General features: G+C 65.6%; 13 protein-coding genes. 8 read left to right on the top strand and 5 right to left on the bottom strand.

What is annotated here, in order from left to right:
* The first annotated feature begins 231 nt into the window (after positions 1-231).
* Positions 232-1,812 carry an alkaline phosphatase D family protein gene (locus BXY39_RS14565; protein ID WP_121939598.1) on the top strand — a complete coding sequence of 527 codons (1,581 nt, stop codon included), beginning with the start codon at positions 232-234 and terminating at the stop codon, positions 1,810-1,812.
* A 591-nt stretch (positions 1,813-2,403) separates the two neighbouring features.
* On the opposite strand, the gene BXY39_RS14560 is transcribed toward BXY39_RS14565, so the two are convergent.
* Positions 2,404-2,736 (bottom strand): hypothetical protein, encoded by a 333-nt coding sequence (locus BXY39_RS14560; RefSeq protein ID WP_147453594.1) that lies wholly within the window; start codon positions 2,734-2,736, stop codon positions 2,404-2,406.
* A 592-nt stretch (positions 2,737-3,328) separates the two neighbouring features.
* On the opposite strand from BXY39_RS14560, the gene BXY39_RS14555 reads away from it, so the two are divergent.
* The 4 genes from BXY39_RS14555 (at position 3,329) to BXY39_RS14540 (ending at position 6,273) form a co-directional block, all read left to right on the top strand.
* Positions 3,329-4,804 (top strand): S41 family peptidase, encoded by a 1,476-nt coding sequence (locus BXY39_RS14555; protein WP_170163862.1) that lies wholly within the window; start codon positions 3,329-3,331, stop codon positions 4,802-4,804.
* A 66-nt stretch (positions 4,805-4,870) separates the two neighbouring features.
* Positions 4,871-5,047 (top strand): MAPEG family protein, encoded by a 177-nt coding sequence (locus BXY39_RS14550; RefSeq protein ID WP_121939644.1) that lies wholly within the window; start codon positions 4,871-4,873, stop codon positions 5,045-5,047.
* 105 nt (positions 5,048-5,152) lie between these two features.
* Complete coding sequence (locus BXY39_RS14545; protein ID WP_121939595.1) at positions 5,153-5,698, top strand: pyridoxamine 5'-phosphate oxidase family protein; 546 nt, start codon at positions 5,153-5,155, stop codon at positions 5,696-5,698.
* On the top strand, positions 5,695-6,273 hold the full coding sequence (locus BXY39_RS14540) for a putative signal transducing protein (RefSeq protein ID WP_121939594.1): 579 nt from the start codon (positions 5,695-5,697) through the stop codon (positions 6,271-6,273). Before BXY39_RS14545 ends, BXY39_RS14540 begins: the two co-directional genes overlap by 4 nt.
* Before the next feature lie 239 nt (positions 6,274-6,512).
* Here BXY39_RS14540 and BXY39_RS14535 read toward each other — a convergent pair whose 3' ends face one another.
* Positions 6,513-8,801: a xanthine dehydrogenase family protein molybdopterin-binding subunit gene (locus BXY39_RS14535; RefSeq protein ID WP_121939593.1), complete on the bottom strand. Its 2,289-nt coding sequence runs from the start codon at positions 8,799-8,801 to the stop codon at positions 6,513-6,515.
* 3 nt (positions 8,802-8,804) lie between these two features.
* Complete coding sequence (locus BXY39_RS14530) at positions 8,805-9,296, bottom strand: (2Fe-2S)-binding protein (RefSeq protein ID WP_121939592.1); 492 nt, start codon at positions 9,294-9,296, stop codon at positions 8,805-8,807.
* Between the two features lie 412 nt (positions 9,297-9,708).
* Between BXY39_RS14530 and BXY39_RS14525 the strand changes: the two genes are divergently transcribed.
* Together BXY39_RS14525 and BXY39_RS14520 are read left to right on the top strand one after the other, a co-directional pair.
* Positions 9,709-10,935, top strand: a complete 1,227-nt coding sequence (locus tag BXY39_RS14525; RefSeq protein WP_147453593.1) for a hypothetical protein — start codon at positions 9,709-9,711, stop codon at positions 10,933-10,935.
* 422 nt (positions 10,936-11,357) lie between these two features.
* Positions 11,358-12,578 carry a hypothetical protein gene (locus BXY39_RS14520; RefSeq protein ID WP_147453592.1) on the top strand — a complete coding sequence of 407 codons (1,221 nt, stop codon included), beginning with the start codon at positions 11,358-11,360 and terminating at the stop codon, positions 12,576-12,578.
* Positions 12,579-12,996: 418 nt separating this feature from the next.
* On the opposite strand, the gene BXY39_RS14515 is transcribed toward BXY39_RS14520, so the two are convergent.
* On the bottom strand, positions 12,997-14,361 hold the full coding sequence (locus BXY39_RS14515; RefSeq protein ID WP_121939589.1) for a glutamate--cysteine ligase: 1,365 nt from the start codon (positions 14,359-14,361) through the stop codon (positions 12,997-12,999).
* Between the two features lie 220 nt (positions 14,362-14,581).
* Positions 14,582-15,421, bottom strand: coding sequence for a 16S rRNA (uracil(1498)-N(3))-methyltransferase (locus BXY39_RS14510; protein ID WP_121939588.1), 840 nt, complete (start codon positions 15,419-15,421; stop codon positions 14,582-14,584).
* A gap of 182 nt (positions 15,422-15,603) precedes the next feature.
* Between BXY39_RS14510 and ubiA the strand changes: the two genes are divergently transcribed.
* Complete coding sequence (gene ubiA, locus BXY39_RS14505; RefSeq protein WP_121939587.1) at positions 15,604-16,563, top strand: 4-hydroxybenzoate octaprenyltransferase; 960 nt, start codon at positions 15,604-15,606, stop codon at positions 16,561-16,563.
* Positions 16,564-16,632 lie beyond the last annotated feature (69 nt).

Genomic DNA, 16,632 nt, shown 5'->3' with positions numbered 1-16,632 from the left:
AGTTTCCGGCCTCTGTTTCCCGCCTCTGTTTCCCGGCCTGTACCCATTCTGCTTGACGCCACTGTCACAGGCTTGTCAGACAGGCGCCGTATGACAAAGGTGATAGGCCCCTGAAATCCCGGCGCCGCCGGGTGGGGCGTGGTTTCGTATCGCGTGGCCTTTGTGCCGCCAAGGGGTGCTTTGTGCAGACAGGGGGCGTTTTGTGCCGAAAGACAGGGGGGGGAGCCCGACATGACGAGGATCTTTGACGCCAAAAAAGGAATGTCGCGGCGCGGCCTGATGCGGCTGGCCGGCGGCATGGCGGCGGCGGCGATTGCCCGCCCGGCCTTCGCCACGCCCGCCTGGATCACCGGCACGCCGCGTTTTATCAGCTATCCCTTCACCCTTGGCGTTGCCTCGGGCGATCCGCTGCCGGGTGGTTTCGTGCTGTGGACGCGGCTGGCGCCCGACCCCTTCGACCGTGAGGCCGTCGGCGGCGACCCCGTGCCCGTCGGCTATGAAGTCGCCGCCGATCCGCGCTTTCGCAATGTGGTGCTGAAGGGGGCCGCCGTCGCCCACCCGGAAAACGCCCACGCCGTCCATGTGGAGGTCGAGGGCCTGAGCCCCGGCCGCCCCTACTGGTACCGGTTTTTCGCCGGCGACGAGGTCAGCCCGGTCGGCCGCGCCCGCACCGCCCCCGCCGCCATGAGCCCGGTGGACCGCTTCCGCTTCGCCTTTGCCTCCTGCCAGCAGTATGAGGTCGGCTATTTCAAGGCCTACCGCGACATGATCGCCCAAGATGTGGAGCTGATCATCCATCTCGGCGACTATATTTACGAGAGCAGCTGGAACGCCCCGGTGCGCCGCGTGCCGGTGGACGACGCCCGCGGCCTGGACGAATACCGCCGCCTGCACGCGGCCTACAAGCTGGACCGCGACCTTCAGGCCGCCCATGCCCACACCAGCTGGATGTTCACCTGGGACGACCACGAGGTCGCCAATGACTACGCCGCCGAACATGACGAGCATTACGAGCCGGTCGACACCTTCCTCAAGCGCCGCGCCGCCGCCTACAAGGCCTATTACGAGCATCTGCCCCTGCGCATGTCCGCCCGCCCCGACGGCCCCGACATGCGGCTGTATCAGCGCCTGTGGATCGGCGACCTGATGGAAATCAACATGCTGGACACCCGCCAGTACCGCAGCGACCACCCCTGCCAGACGCCGGAAGAAGGCGGTTTTCAGCGCATTTCCGTCGACTGCCCCGATATCGACGACCCCGCGCGCACCATTCTCGGCGCCCGGCAGGAACGCTGGCTGCGCTGGATGGGCGATGCCGGCGCCAAATGGACCGTGATGGCGCAGGGCATGCTGTTTTCCCAGCACGACTATCAGGTCGGCGAGGGGCAGATGATCGGCAGCGAATACTGGGACGGCTATCGCGGCTCGCGCCGGCGCGTGCTCGACCTGATCGAGACGCGCGGCCTGACCAATACGGTCATCATCGGCGGCGATGTCCACGCCACCTATGTCTGCGACGTGAAAAAGGATTTCAACGATCCGGCCTCGCCGACCCTGGCCAGCGAGTTCGTCACCACCTCCATCACCTCGCCCAACGGCTGGCATGACGCCAATGTCGCCAGCATGGTCGACAACCCGCACATCAAGCTCTATGACGGCCGCCACCGCGGCTACACCCTGTGCGACGTGACGAAAGACAGCTGGCGCACCGACCTGCGCATCGTCAACGACGTCAGACGGCCCGAGCTGGAGGCGACAACCTCCAAGACCTTCATCATCGAGGCCGGCCGGCCGGGGCCCCAGGAGGCCTGAAGATCAGGAGGCTTGAGGGGATTTTTGCGCTCACGCTAGGGCCGCGTGTCGCGGCCCGCTCCGCTGGGGCGGCCTGACCGGCCGGGGCACGGTCGTGCCCTGGGGTGTCGGGATTGCTGGGTTTTGTGGGGGTGTTGGGATTTTTGCGCTCACGCCGGGGCCGCGTGTCGCGGCCCGCTCCGCTGGGGCGGCCTGACCGGCCGGGGCGCGGTCGCGCCCTGGGGTGTTGGGTTTGCTGGGTTTTGTGGGGGTGTTGGGTTTTTGCGCTCACGCCGGGGCCGCGTGTCGCGGCCCGCTCCGCGAGGGCGGCCTGGCCGGGGTTGATTTTTCGCTCACGCCGGGGCCGCTCATCGCGGCCCGCTCCGCGAGGGCGGCCTGGCCGGGGTTGATTTTTCGCTCACGCCGGGGCCGCTCATCGCGGCCCGCTCCGCGAGGGCGGCCTGGCCGGGGTTGATTTTTCGCTCACGCCGGGGCCGCTCATCGCGGCCCGCTCCGCGAGGGCGGCCTGGCCGGCCGGGGCACGGTCGTGCCCTGGGGGGCTGAAGGGTGCGGGACGGCGGCGTCCGGCAGCGTCCGGCAGCGTCCTTTCGCCTATTCCGCCATACCCTGGGCGTCGGCGCCTTTGGCCACGGTCTTGCCCACGGTCTCCCGTTTCTTTTTCACCGTGTCGGTGCGGCGCAGGAAACGCTGTACGAAGGACGGCATGTGCGGCGCGATCCGCCGCAATTGCCGGTTGGTCTGCGGATGGCGGCGGCGGAATTTTTTCATATAGCGCAGCATCAGCGGGTTGTAGGTGGCGACCGCCAGCCCCACCACCATGAAAATCAGGCCGAGCGGGATCGGCAGCGGCAGCAGCACCGCCCCCAGCAGGAAAATCACGACCCCGGCGGGCAGGGCCACCCATCTCATCACGGTCTTCGCCACGATGTATCCTCGCTCCCGTCTGCCGGTCCGCGGCCGTGCCCATATCCGTTGCCGGCATACGGCCAAGGCGCGCGCTTGTCTGCCTCAGGTAGGGCCGAACGGCCCGACCAGCAAGCCTTGTCGCAGGCTTTTGCGACAGTTTGCACACAAATGTGAAAATATGCGGGCACATTGCACGGGGCAGGCCGGGAAAATTCGCGCACCGCGGCGGGGATGCCCCGTACGGAATGCGGACGGAATGCGGAAATCACCCTGTCATAGCCGAACATTCGTCGTGAAAATTTGTCCCGGAGCTTGGGCAGACCGCGACCGTGGACGACGGTTCGCGGAACCGGGAAAGTCCACGGTCTAGGCACCCCATGCAATAGAGGGAAATCCTGTCGGTTGATTCGTTTGCGGTCAATGCTTGACCCCAGCGGCAAAGGCATAAAATGATGCGCCCCGGTGGCTTGCGAGGCGGGATCTGGCCTATGAACGGTTTGTCATATGCGTCAATCGATGTGGAACGAACGGAACCTTCCATACCGGGCTTTCCGGTGTTTAGGAAAAATGGCAAGGGCTTCCGGCGGCTGCCGACGCCATGGGGGAATCAATGCTGAAGTGTAGATTTTTGCTGTACGGCTTTGTGTTTACGGTGATCGCTGCGTGCGATTCTGGCGACAGGCAGGAGCGGGCCTACCGGCCGGAGCCATGGATCGCTGATTTTCAACGGATGAAAACAGCCATTGCCGAGCGATCTCCAAATCTCGATTGGCAAATTGAACGGGGGTTGAAACTGGAAGCGCTGGCCAGCGAAATTGAACGGGAGCTGCGCGCCGCACCGGATGACGGTGCGGCGCGCGATACGCTAGAGTACGCCATGCGCCGTTTCGCTGACGGACATATGCGGCTTTCATGGTCAGGCCCCGAAATGCATCAAGCCGCTTCCCCCTCGGCGGAGCCCGTGCGTATCTGTGAGGCAAGCGGGTATTGGCGCGATGCCGATCGTTCGGCCCTGTTGGCGCGTCTGGACGGATATGAACGGTTAAGTCAAGACGGATCGTGGAATGTCGCTGGGGTTATACAATCGGAAAGCGGACCGATCGGCGTGCTCCGGATTCCGTTGTTTGCGCCGAATGCAACCCTTTGCGAACGGGCGTTGGCTGAGCTGTCGATCGATGCCTATGCACCATGCGACGATGCGTGCAAGGATCGGGTTCGTCGTCGTGCCGATGTCTTGTATCTGCGCGAAATCGCCGATGGCATCGGATTGATTCAGGAGCGCGGCGCCGGATCGATTATCGTCGATCTCGCGGGCAATGGCGGAGGCAGCGACTTGTCTCTCGCCGTCGCGCGCATGCTGGCGCCGAAACATATTCCAACGCCCGCGCTCGGAGTTGATCGCACGCCCGAACGCATGGAGGACTTGCGGGAAAAGATCGCTTTTCTGGAAAATGCATTGGCCGACGCGACGCAAGATGAAGGGACCCTGCTCAATCGTCTTATTGTCAGTCTGCAAGACGCATTGGCCGATATTCAAAAAGACTGCGACAGAATGCGCGTCTGGTCGGGCGAGTTGCCCCAGTGCGCCTCGACGATCACGGGGCCGTTTTTTGCGGGCGGGCTGGTGGCGGTGGACCTTCCGAAATCCATGGCGGTTAAGGACTGGGCGGTCGGTGTATCCTCGTTAGCCGGGTTTGAGTATGAAGCCGAACTCTGGCGGGGTGGACTTGCAATTCTGGTCGATCAGGGAACGGGGTCTTCGTCCGAACTTTTTACGGCCATGTTGCAGGATGGCGACGCCGCACTTGTGATCGGCAGTCCCACCGCCGGTGCATCCTGCGGGTGGAGCATGCCGCGAAAAGATATTCTTCTGGAGCATTCCGGCGGTATTCTGAGCCTTCCGAATTGCGCGCGTTTCCGGGCCAACGGCGACAATGAGCTCGACGGAATACAGCCTGATATTTATATTGGCTTTCGCCGCTATGACACCCCCTTACAACGCGCGCGGCGCATGCAGGGAAATTGGCGGCACATTTCCAGCGTTCTAAAATCGGCGCAGGAAAAGCATCCCGAATCCCTGCCGTGACGAAGCCCGGATCGGTATCGCCCCGATGTTTCTTGTGCCTTGCGGTTTTACCCGCTGCGTCCGATCATGACGGCACTCGCCGCCGCCGTCATGCTGGCCTGGGCCTATGTGGCGCTCAGGGTGCTTCATTCCGTCGTCCAGTGCGGCTATAACAAAATCGAACACCGTTTCGCCGCCTTCGCGGCCAGTTGTCCCGTTCTGATCGGGCTGTACGCGAAACTGGTGTTCGCCCTGATCGCCTGACCCGGACACCCCGGCACGGGCCTATGGGCAAAAACAGGCGCGGCACGCAGGCAAAAGCAGGCAGGGCCGGTATCCATCCGCCGGCATGGGAAAGGGACCTTCGTCATGGCCGATTTTTTCGATCATATCCCCGACAGGCTGAAAACCTTTATCGAGGCGCAGCCGATGTTTTTCGTCGCCACCGCCTGCGCCACCGGCCGCATCAATCTCAGCCCCAAGGGGCTCGACACCTTCCGGGTGCTGTCGCCCACATCCTGCGGCTATCTCGACCTGACCGGCAGCGGCAACGAAACCGCCGCCCACATCCGCCATGACGGCCGCATGACCATCATGTTCAACAGTTTCACCCGCAACGCCCTTATTCTCAGACTGTATGGCGGCGGCCGGGTGGTCCGCCCCGATGACGGGGATTTCGCCGGCCTGATCCCGTCCTTCCCCGATTTGCCCGGCGCCCGCCAGATCATCCTGATGACGGTGGACAGCGTGCAGACAAGCTGCGGCTACGCCGTGCCGGAGATGGAGCTGAAATCCGAGCGTCACGTCCTTGAGGCCTGGGCCGAGAAAAAGGGCGCGGACGGGCTGAAAACCTATCGCCGTGACAACAACGCCGTGTCCATCGACGGTTTCGAGACCGGGCTGGAGGAGGCATGAAATTCGCCGCCCGCCTCAGGGGCCGCGCCGCCGGTGCCGGACACCCTGGCTCTGTCCATTCTGGCTCCGGCCGTCCCGACTTCGACCGTCTGGTCCCCATCCGCCGCGACCTCGGCGTCAGCGATGCCCAGATGCTGCGCGGCGTGTTGGAGGCCGCCGGCATCCATGCCGCGCTTGCCAACGAGAATATGGGCTCGCTGCACTATGTGGTCGCCACCGACCTTCTGGTGCGCGCCGGCGACGAAACCCGCGCCCGGGACATTCTCGCCCGCGTCGCCACCATGCCGCGCCCGAAGCCGCTCATGGACGAGGACGGCGAGCCCCGCGCCTGTCCCACCTGCGGGTCGGAACACTTGCGTGTCTATGCCGGCCCGGTACCGACCCCGCTGCCGGGTCTGCGCGGCAGCGCCGGCCCGGCCGACGGCTGGTTCCAGTGCCTGCAATGCGCCAGCCTGTTCAGCGACCGGCCGCGCACCCGCTTTTCCGCCCTGCCGCTGGCGCTCATCTGGGCGGCGACCCTGGGCTCGGCCACCCTGGGGCTGATCTGGCTGATCAACTGGCTGAAATGGCTCTAGCCGCCTGACGCACCCAAAAAAGGGCCTGCGTAAAAACACCCCGCGCGCCATCGCCGGCCCCGGCGGGACCCGGCCAGGCCCCCCTTGCCAGGGTCCCGTGCCAGAGCCCCCTGCCAAGGCCCCGTGTCAGAGTCCCGTGCCAGGGCCCTCTGTCCGGAGCCGGTGCGCCCACACGGCCTTCCCCAACAGCCTTCCCACACGGCCTTCCCACACAGCTTTCCCCGAGTGTCCGGTCCGCCTTAGACCTGATCGGCCAGCGGCAGGCTGCGGATGCGCCGGCCGCTGGCCTGATACAGCGCGTTGGTCAGGGCCGGGATGACCGGTGGCAGCGAAATCTCGCCGGTGCCGCGCGGCTCACTGTCCCCCATGTCCAGGATATGCACATCCACCACCGGCGGCGTCTCGTCCATGCGCAGTTTGCGGTAGGTGTCGAAATTGTTCGTCACCGGCACCCCGCGCTCGAACACCAGCTTGCCGTATCTGGCCGCGCACAGGCCGTCCATGATGCCGCTTTCCACCTGGGCGCGCACCCCGTTCGGATTGACGGCGAGGCCGCAGTCGATGGCGCTGGTCACCCTGGTCACGCGGTAGTCGGTGTCCGATGTCATCTCCACCTCCACCACATGGGCGCAGACGCTGACGAAGGTCTGGTGCACGGCGATGCCCCGTCCCCGCCCGGCCTCCGGCGCGGGGCCGTGGCCCGCCGCGTCCGCCGCCGCTTCCAGCACGGCGATATGGCGCGCGAACGCCACGTCCCGGTACGGCCAGTTGCGCGACTTCAGCACCGCTTTGCGGCCATACAGCGCGGTCAGGTATTCCAGCGGGTCCCGCCCCGCCTTGACCGCCAGTTCGTTGAGAAAGCTCTGGATCACCCAGGCGCAGACATTGTGGTGCGGGCCGCGCCAGGCCCCGCGCGAAACATGGTTCGGCAGTTGAAACCATTCCCCGCGATAGGTATCCACCAGCCCCACCGGAAACTCCCGCGCCGCCACCACCGCCCGCGTGTCGGAGGCAACGCGCATATGCCAGGCGGTGATATCCCCGCGCGCGTCCAGCGCCGCCCGCACCCGGTAGGCGGCAAGCGGATTGCAGTAATCCTGCTCGATCTCGTCCTCGCGCGACCATGTCACCTTGACCGGGGCGCCCACCGCCCGCGACAGGATCGCCGCCTCCATGATGAAATCCTCCTCGAACCGGCGGCCGAAGCCCGTGCCCATGCGGTAAAAATGCGCGGTGACATGCTCCGGCAGGATGCCGGTGGCCATGGTCACCGCTTTCAGCGCCGTGTTCATGAACTGGTGGCCGACCCAGATTTCCGCCCGCTCTTGTGTATCGCCGCCACCGGTGACATGGGCGATGCAGTTCATCGGTTCCATGCAGGTATGGGCCCAGTGCGGATGGTCATAGGTGGCGGTATGGGTGTCGGCGGCGGCGGCAAAGGCGGCCTCCAGGTCGCCGGCCTCGGCGGCCACGGTCATCTCGGCGTCGTCCAGCGCGGCGCGGGCTTTTTCCGTCATCAGGACGGTGTCGTCCTCCACCGCGCGGCTGCCGTCCCAGACGATGTCCAGCGCGGCGGCCGCCTTTTTCGCCTGCCACAGGCTGTCGGCCACCACGGCGACCCCGGCGGCCACCTGCCGGTAGGCCGCCACATCCTCGGGCAGGCGTTTCATCGGCACCACGGCGCGCACGCCGGGCAGGGCCCTTGCCCGCGTGTCGTCATACCGCGTCACTTCCCCCTTCAGGTGGGGACAACGCCGGATCACCGCGTGCAGCATGCCCGGCACCTCCACATCCAGGCCGAACAGGGCCCGGCCGGTGACGATGGCGCGGCCGTCCACATTGGCGGTGTCCCGGCCGATGACCGACCAGTCGGACCGCGCTTTCGGCGCCCGGCTGTCGGGAATGACCTCATACGAGGTGCCGCTTGCCCGCGCCGCCGCCACCAGCGCCCCATAGGGCAGGCGCCGGCCCGGCCCGCCACCGGGCTCCCCACCGTCGGCGTCGCCGGGTCCCCCGCGCGCGTCCCTTGCGATCACATGGCCGTCCGCTGTGGTCAGGCTGCCCGCCGGCACGCCCCAGCGTTTGGCCGCCGCCTGCACCAGCAGGGCGCGGGCATGGGCGGCGGTACGGCGTAGGGCATGCCAGATGCGCATGGTCGACCCCGATCCGCCGGCGCCCTGATAAAACCGATCGAAAACCGGGCGCTCCGCCCCCTGAAAACGGCCGAGAAAGGGCATCAGCTCCACGCTGACGGCGTCCAGGTCCACATCCAGTTCCTCGGCGATCATCTGCGCGGCGGTGGTGATCATGCCCTGTCCCATGTCCGGCACCGGCACGCACAGGGTGATGTGGCCGGTTTCGTCCACTTTCAGGCAGGGTGTCACATGGCCCGTATTGTCCGGGCCGTCCTGGGCGGCGGCCTCTGTCGTGGCGGTCACTATCAGGGCCGGGTGTACCGACAGGGTGACGGCCAGCACGCCGAGCCCGGCGCCGGATTTCAGGAAAGCGCGGCGGGATGGGGCGGCCATGGCTCACACGCCTTCCTGCGCGCGCATCAGCGCGGCGGCACGCTTGACCGCCTTGCGGATACGCAGATAGGTGCCGCAGCGGCACAGATTGGTCATGCCGGTCTCGATATCCCGGTCCGTCGGCTCCGGCGTTTCGGCCAGCAGCGCCGCCGCCGCCATGATCTGCCCGGTCTGGCAATATCCGCACTGGGCCACATCCTCTTCCAGCCAGGCGCGCTGCACCGGGTGCAGGCGCTCCGGCCCGTCGGGCGCGCCCCCGGCCAGCCCTTCGATGGTGGTGATGCGGGTGCCGTCCAGGCCGTCCATGGTCAGGCCGCAACTGCGCACCGCCATGCCGTCCATATGCACGGTACAGGCCCCGCAGGACCCGATGCCGCAGCCGAATTTCGTCCCCTTCAGCCCGGCGTCCTCGCGCAGATACCACAAAAGCGGCATGTCCCCGTCGCCGGTGAACCGCCGCGCCGTTCCGTTCAATGTGAATGTGACGGTGGTCATTGTCGTCTCCCCCTGGCTCTTTGTGCCCCGTGTTCCTCTGGCCCCGTGTTCCTCTGGCCCCGTGTTCCTCTGGCCCCGTGTTCCTCTGGCCCCGTGTTCCTCTGGCCCCGGTCAAGATCGCTCCCGCGTGTCCGGCGTGTGCCGCGCGCGCCTTTGCAACCGGTCCAAGAATACGCCAAATCGCGCGCCCTGTCCGCGCGGCCGGGCGCATGACGGGCACGTTTCGTCGAAAATTTTTTATATAAATCAAAAGTTTACAGGATATATGCCGCGTATGGCGCCGCCGGGGCCGGGTGTCCCGCATTCACAAATCCCGTTCCCGTCTGTCCTCACAGGGAAGGTTTGTCCGTCCGGCCCGCCGGACCCCTTTAAGATGATCACACGCGGTGATCACATGCGAGGACCACACGCCATGCCGATCTATTTCAAAATCCGCGACACCGGCGCGCCCCCGGGACAGCCGCTGCCGGACCTGCTGACCCGGCCCACCGTGGGTCCCGCCGGTCTGGAGAAGCCGCCGCAGGAAGACATCACCGCCTATCTCGACGGCACCGGCAATCCCAGCCTGCCGGTCTATCATGGCAACCTGCCGACCATGGCGTTCGGCAATCTCGCCCAGTATCGCATGCACAATTTCGACACCGCCCTGATCATGAACGGCGCCGTCGACCTGAACGATGTGGAGTACGGGCATTTCCTCCGCCTGTTCGACGACATCTATCTGAACGCAAGCCACTTTCCGCACCAATGGGCCCATGTCAAAGACGTGGCCCAGGCCTTCGGCGAAGCCTACCGCCGGATCATCGCCGAACTGGCCGGCACCTCCATCACCACCGCGGTGGCGCGCCGGATCGTCAACGGCCTGTTCCGTGACGCCAACACCGTGCCGGTGCTGGCCGACTATGATCAGGTGCGCCGTCATTTCGACATCGACCAGAATGTCAACCGCGCCGACTATGTCTGGCTGATGTTCACCCCCAACGCTGACGGCACCGTCGATATCGTCAACACCCTGGTCGCCGAGGCCAAGGGCAGTCTGCGCCGGCGCGCGCCCAATCAGGCCCGGATCAACACCGCCGTCACCCAGACCATCGCCACCATCGAAGCCCTGAACGACGCCGGTTTCAACGCCGACGGCGTGTCCGAGGCCCTCTACACACTGGACGGGACGCCCATGGACCCCCAGCTTGAGAACCGCTGGGAAATCAACCTCATCGACCCCGGCGAGAAGGGCGGGCCGATCACGGTCGACTGGCATACTTTCCATACCTTCGCCGCGCCGAAATTCGCCTATATGAAGGACGTCTTCCAACGGCCCGGCCCCACCACTTTCCCCCAAATCGGCAACGGCGAGCGCACCGTCGAAGTGGTCTCGAAAACCCTGGCCACCAGTGCCGGCACCTATACCGCCAACCTGCCGGTGGATGTGTTCGAAGCCGCCAACGAAATGACCGGCAACCCGGGCAAGGATCTGTTCGACGCCATCCTGAAATACCGCCGGTGGATGGGCGACGGCAAGGCACCGCCCATCATCGAGGCCGATGACTATGGCGACTATTTCTTCGGGTCCCTGTTCTTCCCCGGCGACGGCTATTTCATCGGCCTCGTTCCGCACAGCGGCCCGACGCGCTTTGTCTGACGGCGGACCCGGCCACCCTCGACCCAACCTGGCCGACCTGGCCAACCTGGCGGATCCCCAACCCGGCTTGCCCAACGGGCTGAAAGGGCTCCGGCCTCCTGACGTGTCCAAAAAATGCATCTGTGCAAAAAATTAGTCTGCAATCGATTGCAGTCTTTCAATGGTTCCATAACAGACTGATTTTCAATGAAAAAAATTTGAAAATCTCATACTGTCCGGAAAAACTGCAATCGATTGCAATTTTCGGCCGGGCCCGGTCAGGATCGCGTTTCGGGGACCGTCCCGCCTTTCGCGCCTGTCCCGCCCGTCATATTCACAAATCCCGCCCCCGCCCGTCCTCAAGGGGAAGGCTTTTCCGTCCGGCCCGCCGGACCCCCCTTAAGATGATCACACGCGGTGATCACATGCGAGGACCACATGTCATGCCGATCTATTTCAAAATCCGCGATAACGGCGCCAACCAGCTGAACCCGCCGCCGGAACTGCTGACCCAGCCCAATGTCAATCCGGGCAATATCCAGAAGGCGCCGCAGGCCGCCATCACCGCCTATCTCGACGGCACCGGCAATCCCAGCCTGCCGGTCTATTTCGGCAACTGCCCCACCATGGCCTTCGGCAATATCGCCCAGTACCGCATGCACAATTTCGACACCGGCCTGATCATGAACGGCGCCATGAACCTGAACGCCGTGCGCTACGGCAATTTCCTCGCCCTGTTCGACGATGTTTATCTGGAAGTGACCAATTTTCCCGGCAGTTGGGCCCATCTGGAAGGGGTGGCCCATGCCTTCGGCGAAGCCTACCGCCGCATCATCGCCGAACTGGCCGGCACCTCCATCACCATCGCGGTGTCGCGCCGGATCGTCAACAACCTGTTCCGCGACGCCAACACCGTGCCGGTGCTGGCCGACTATGATCAGGTGCGCCGTCATTTCAACATCAACCAGAACGCCAACCGCGCCGATTATGTCTGGCTCATGTTCACCCGCGACGTTGCCGGCAATGTCTTCATCGACAACACCATGATCGCCGAGGCCAAGGGCAGCCTGCGCCGGCGCGCGCCCAATGTGGGCAGGATCGACACCGCCATCACCCAGACCATCGAATCCGTCGCGGCCCTGAACGGCGCCGGTTTCACCGCCGACGGCGTGTCCGAGGCCCTCTACACGCTGGACCCCACGCCCATGAACCCCCAGCTTGAGGACCGCTGGGAAATCAACCTCATCGACCCCGGCAAGGAAGGCAAGCCGGTCAAGGTCGACTGGAACGATTTCTATACCTTCGCCGCGCCGAAATTCGCCTATATGACCGCCGACGACACCCTGTCCCACCATCAGGTGGACACCATCGGCAACGGCAAGCGCACCGTGGACGTGGTGCCGAAATCCCTGTCCACCGGCGCCGGCACCTATGTCGCCAACCTGCCGCTGGATGTGTTCGACGCCGCCACCAGCATGGAAAGCGATCGCGGCGAAAAACTGTTCGATGCCATCTCGAAATACCGCAAATGGATGGGCGGCGGCAAGGAACAGCCCGCCAGCATCGAGGCCAATGACTATGGCGATTATTTCTTCGGGTCCCTGTTCTTTCCCGGCGACGGCTATTTCATCCAGTTCATTCCCGACGACGGCGGGCAGCGCTGACGGACACGGCCCGGTCTTCCGCCACCCCCCTTGGGTCGACCATTGGCCGCCCGTCCGTCCCCAAGACCGCCCGCCCGTCCGCCGGCCCTTCCGGTTCTGCTCCCCCCCGCGCGTGTCCCGCGGATTGGCGCTTAAGCATGGGCGCCCGGCAGGGCCGGAAGGGCCGTGCCCTCGGGGCATCCCGGCCCCGCGCACGGGGCCCGGCCCGCACCCGCCGGCCAGCCCGCCAGTTTTTACGAATGTCTATTTTTTAGACATAAACGCGGTTTGCGCAGCCGGGCGATGTCAGATATTTAACCAAAACACATGCATAGGGGTTTGTGTCGCGCGGGAAAACGCGTGTCGGGGCCGGCCCGCTCGTTTGACGAAACCCCGAAACGCCGAACCACGGGTGGACGATCGGGGCCTTGGGGCGCCGTCAGTAGCGCTCGGCCTCGAACACGCGGGCGGCGTCGCCGGCCCATTCGGTGTCATACAGGCGCAGCAGCCGCTTGGCCGGGCTTTCGCCGTTTTCCACCGTGTCCCACAGCGGTTTCAGATAGCCCTGTTCGCTGTCGCCGCTGGCCGACAGGCGCCCGCGCGCCTTCAGGCCCCGGTCGGCGATGTCCAGAATGTCGCGCGCCCAGTCGATGACCGCGCGGCCCCGGAACGGCGTTGCCATGCCGCCCTTCGGCACCGCGTCGCGCAGGGCCGAAATCTCCCCCAGGGGCCAGTCCCTGACCAGATCCCACGCCGCCCGTTGCGCGTCCGCGTCATACAGCAGGCCGACCCACAGCGCCGGCAGGGCGCACAGGCGCGACCACGGCCCCCCGTCCGCCCCGCGCATTTCCAGAAACGTCTTCAGGCGCACTTCCGGGAACAGGGTGGTCATATGGTCCTTCCAGTCCTCCATGGTGGGTTTTTCACCCGGCAGGGCCGGCAGGCGCCCGTCGAGAAAATCGCGGAAGGACTGGCCGGCCGCGTCGATATAGCGGCCCCCCCGGCGGACGAAATACATCGGCACGTCCAGCACATGGTCCACATAACGCTCAAAGCCCATGCCGTCCTCGAACACGAAGCCCAGCATGCCGGTGCGGTCCGGGTCCGTGTCCGTCCACACATGCGAGCGCAGCGACTTGAAGCCCGACGGCCGCCCCTCCCTGAACGGGGAATTGGCGAACAGCGCCGTGGCAAAGGGTTGCAGCGCCAGACTGACACGGAATTTTTCCACCATGTCGGCCTCGTCCGCGAAGTCCAGATTGACCTGCACGGTGCAGGTGCGCAGCATCATGTCCAGGCCCAGCGTGCCGCGCGTCGGCATATAGGCCCGCATGATGTCATAGCGCGCCTTGGGCATCACCGGCACGTCCTCGCGTTTCAGCGTCGGGTGAAAGCCCAGGCCCAGAAAGCCGATATTCAGGTCTTCGCCGATCTCGCGGGCCATGCGCAGATGGCTCGACGTTTCGTCGCAGGTCTGGTGGATGTTTTCCAGCGGCGCGCCCGACAGCTCGAACTGCCCGCCCGGCTCCAGCGTGATCGACGCGCCGTTCTGCACCGCCGCGATGATGTTGCCGTCTTCCGTGACCGGGGTCCAGCCGCGCGCGGCAAAGGCGTTCAGCACATCGCGGATACCGGGCCGCCCGTCGCCGCCGGCATAGGTCAGGGGGCTGTTGTCCGCCCGGTGATAGACGAATTTCTCATGCTCGGACCCGATGCGCCATGTGCCGCGATCCGGGGCGCGGCCGTCCTCCAGATGGGCGACCAGCTCGGCTTTCGAGTGAATGTGTGTCTCTGTCTCGGACATAAACGGTCTGTTCCGTCTCCAGGATCGGCGCGCACCGTCGCCGGCCGGCCGGATATACTCTGCCGTCGTCTTACGGCAGCCCGTGGCTTTCCCCCAACCTAGGAATGGTTTCGGAAAAGGAAAGATTTTCTTTGTGCAATCAAGGACTTGTGAGGCGCACGAGAGATTAAAATATTTTTCTATGAATGGTAGCTTTTCAAAGGGTTTGTAAAATTATTTTCTAATTATCTGCCGCCCAGTCGCCCAGGGCCGCCTGCCATATGGCCAGCGCCGCCAGCGCCGCCGTGTCCGCGCGCAACAGGCGCGGGCCCAGCGTGACCGGGATCGCCCCGGCCACGGCGCGGATGCGCGCGCGCTCCGTGTCGTCAAACCCGCCCTCGGGGCCGATCAGCAGCCCCCAGGAAGAGGTCATGGAAGAGGTCACGGAAGAGGTCAGGGAGGTGGTCACGGAAGCACTCTCGCCCGCGTCCCCGCCGTCATCCGTCACTGCCGGGAGCGCCGTGGCTTTCGGGGCCATCAGGGCCGTCAGGATGGGCGTGCCGGTCAGGTCCTCGTCGCAGAACAGCAGGCGCCGGTCTCGCGGCCATGCCGCCAGCAGGGCGTCCAGCTTCACCGGCGCGTCCACCCGTGGCACGGTCAGGCGCTCGCACTGTTCGGCGGCCTCCACCGCGTTGGCGTGCATGCGCGCCGTATTCACCCGGTCGGCCACGGTGCGGCGTGTCATCACCGGCATCAGCCGGGCGGCGCCCAGCTCCGTCACCTTTTGCGCGATGAAATCGGTGCGCGCCTTCTTGATCGGGGCAAAGGCGATCCACACATCCGGCTCCGCCTTTTGCGGGCGGGTCCGCCGTGTCACCGCCAGCGTCACCGCGCGTTTCGCCGTCGCCGTGATCTCCGCCAGCCATTCGCCGTCGCGCCCGTTGAACAGGGCCAGCCGGTCGCCCGTCCCGCGGCGCATCACATGGATGACATAATGGGCCTGGTCGCCGGTCAGGCCATGCGTGCCGGGGCCGGGCAGGGGGGTGTCCACGAACAGGCGGATGGGGGCTGTCTCGCTCATGCCCCCCCGCTTGCCGGAAACCGGGCCGGCCTGTCAAGCCACCCGCCCAGACACATGCCAAGACACATGCCAAGACACATGCCAAGACACATGCCAAGACACATGCCAGGACACATGCCAAGACACTGGCCACAAGACACCCGCTTGACACAAGTGCCCCCGACCGGTTAGCGAGCCATGTCATGACCGACAGCAACAGCCGTATCGTGGAAACGGCCGACGCCGTGGCGGGAAGCTGGGTCCACCGCCATGCGCCCGTCCGGGCCCGTCCCTATCTGAAACTGGCGCGCATGGACCGTCCCGTGGGCACGTGGCTGCTGTTGTGGCCGTGCCTGTGGTCGCTGGCGCTGGCGGGCATGGCCGGCCATATGGCCGGTCACATGGTGGACTGGCCGCGTGCGGCCTGGCTGGCCGTTCTGTTCGCCGTCGGCGCGCTCGCCATGCGCGGGGCCGGCTGTACCTATAACGACATTGTCGACCGCGATCTCGACGCGCGGGTCGCGCGCACGCGCACCCGGCCCCTGCCGGCGGGCGAGGTCAGTGCGCGCGGCGCCTGGGCGTTTCTCGCCGTCCAGTGTCTGGTCGGGCTGGTCGTCCTGCTGCAACTGGGTCCGGCGGCCATTGCCCTCGGGCTTGCCTCGCTGCTGCTGGTGGCGGCCTATCCCTTCATGAAACGCATCACCTACTGGCCGCAGGCATGGCTGGGGCTGACCTTCAACTGGGGCGCGCTCATGGGCTGGACGGCGCTCACCGGCGGTCTCGGCTGGCCGGCGGCGGTGCTCTATGCGGCGTGCGTGTTCTGGACGCTGGGCTATGACACCATTTACGCCCATCAGGACAAGGAAGACGACGCCATGGCCGGCATCAAGTCGACCGCCCTGCGTCTCGGCGCGCACACCAAAAGGGCGCTCGCCGTTTTTTACGGCCTGTTTTTTCTCGGCCTCGCGGCCGCCGGATGGCTTGCAAATCTGCCGGTCTTGCATTACATCGGCCTTGGCTTTGCTGCACTGCACCTAATCTGGCAGGTGCGCACGGTCCGCCTGGATGACGCCGGGCACTGCCTGGCGGTCTTCCGCGCCAATATCCGGTTCGGGTGGATTGTGCTTGCCGCCATTGTCTCGGGGCTGCTGCCGCTTGGCTGACGACCGGCCCGGCCCCCGGCCGCACTTGGGGCCACATACTCCGGGCCGCCCCGACCTGTCTGTGTAACT

This window comes from Eilatimonas milleporae, assembly GCF_003688555.1.
Lineage (GTDB): Bacteria > Pseudomonadota > Alphaproteobacteria > Sphingomonadales > Kordiimonadaceae > Eilatimonas > Eilatimonas milleporae.
Note: the sequence above shows the minus strand (reverse complement) of the source record. Positions and strands in the feature narration are given on the sequence as shown.

Coding starts and splice junctions, on each gene's coding strand:
- BXY39_RS14565 (WP_121939598.1), top strand. CDS start 232: ATGACGAGGATCTTTGACGCCAAAAAAGGAATGTCGCGGCGCGGCCTG.
- BXY39_RS14555 (WP_170163862.1), top strand. CDS start 3,329: ATGCTGAAGTGTAGATTTTTGCTGTACGGCTTTGTGTTTACGGTGATC.
- BXY39_RS14550 (WP_121939644.1), top strand. CDS start 4,871: ATGACGGCACTCGCCGCCGCCGTCATGCTGGCCTGGGCCTATGTGGCG.
- BXY39_RS14545 (WP_121939595.1), top strand. CDS start 5,153: ATGGCCGATTTTTTCGATCATATCCCCGACAGGCTGAAAACCTTTATC.
- BXY39_RS14540 (WP_121939594.1), top strand. CDS start 5,695: ATGAAATTCGCCGCCCGCCTCAGGGGCCGCGCCGCCGGTGCCGGACAC.
- BXY39_RS14535 (WP_121939593.1), bottom strand. CDS start 8,801: ATGGCCGCCCCATCCCGCCGCGCTTTCCTGAAATCCGGCGCCGGGCTC.
- BXY39_RS14530 (WP_121939592.1), bottom strand. CDS start 9,296: ATGACCACCGTCACATTCACATTGAACGGAACGGCGCGGCGGTTCACC.
- BXY39_RS14525 (WP_147453593.1), top strand. CDS start 9,709: ATGCCGATCTATTTCAAAATCCGCGACACCGGCGCGCCCCCGGGACAG.
- BXY39_RS14520 (WP_147453592.1), top strand. CDS start 11,358: ATGCCGATCTATTTCAAAATCCGCGATAACGGCGCCAACCAGCTGAAC.
- BXY39_RS14515 (WP_121939589.1), bottom strand. CDS start 14,361: ATGTCCGAGACAGAGACACACATTCACTCGAAAGCCGAGCTGGTCGCC.
- BXY39_RS14510 (WP_121939588.1), bottom strand. CDS start 15,421: ATGAGCGAGACAGCCCCCATCCGCCTGTTCGTGGACACCCCCCTGCCC.
- ubiA (WP_121939587.1), top strand. CDS start 15,604: ATGACCGACAGCAACAGCCGTATCGTGGAAACGGCCGACGCCGTGGCG.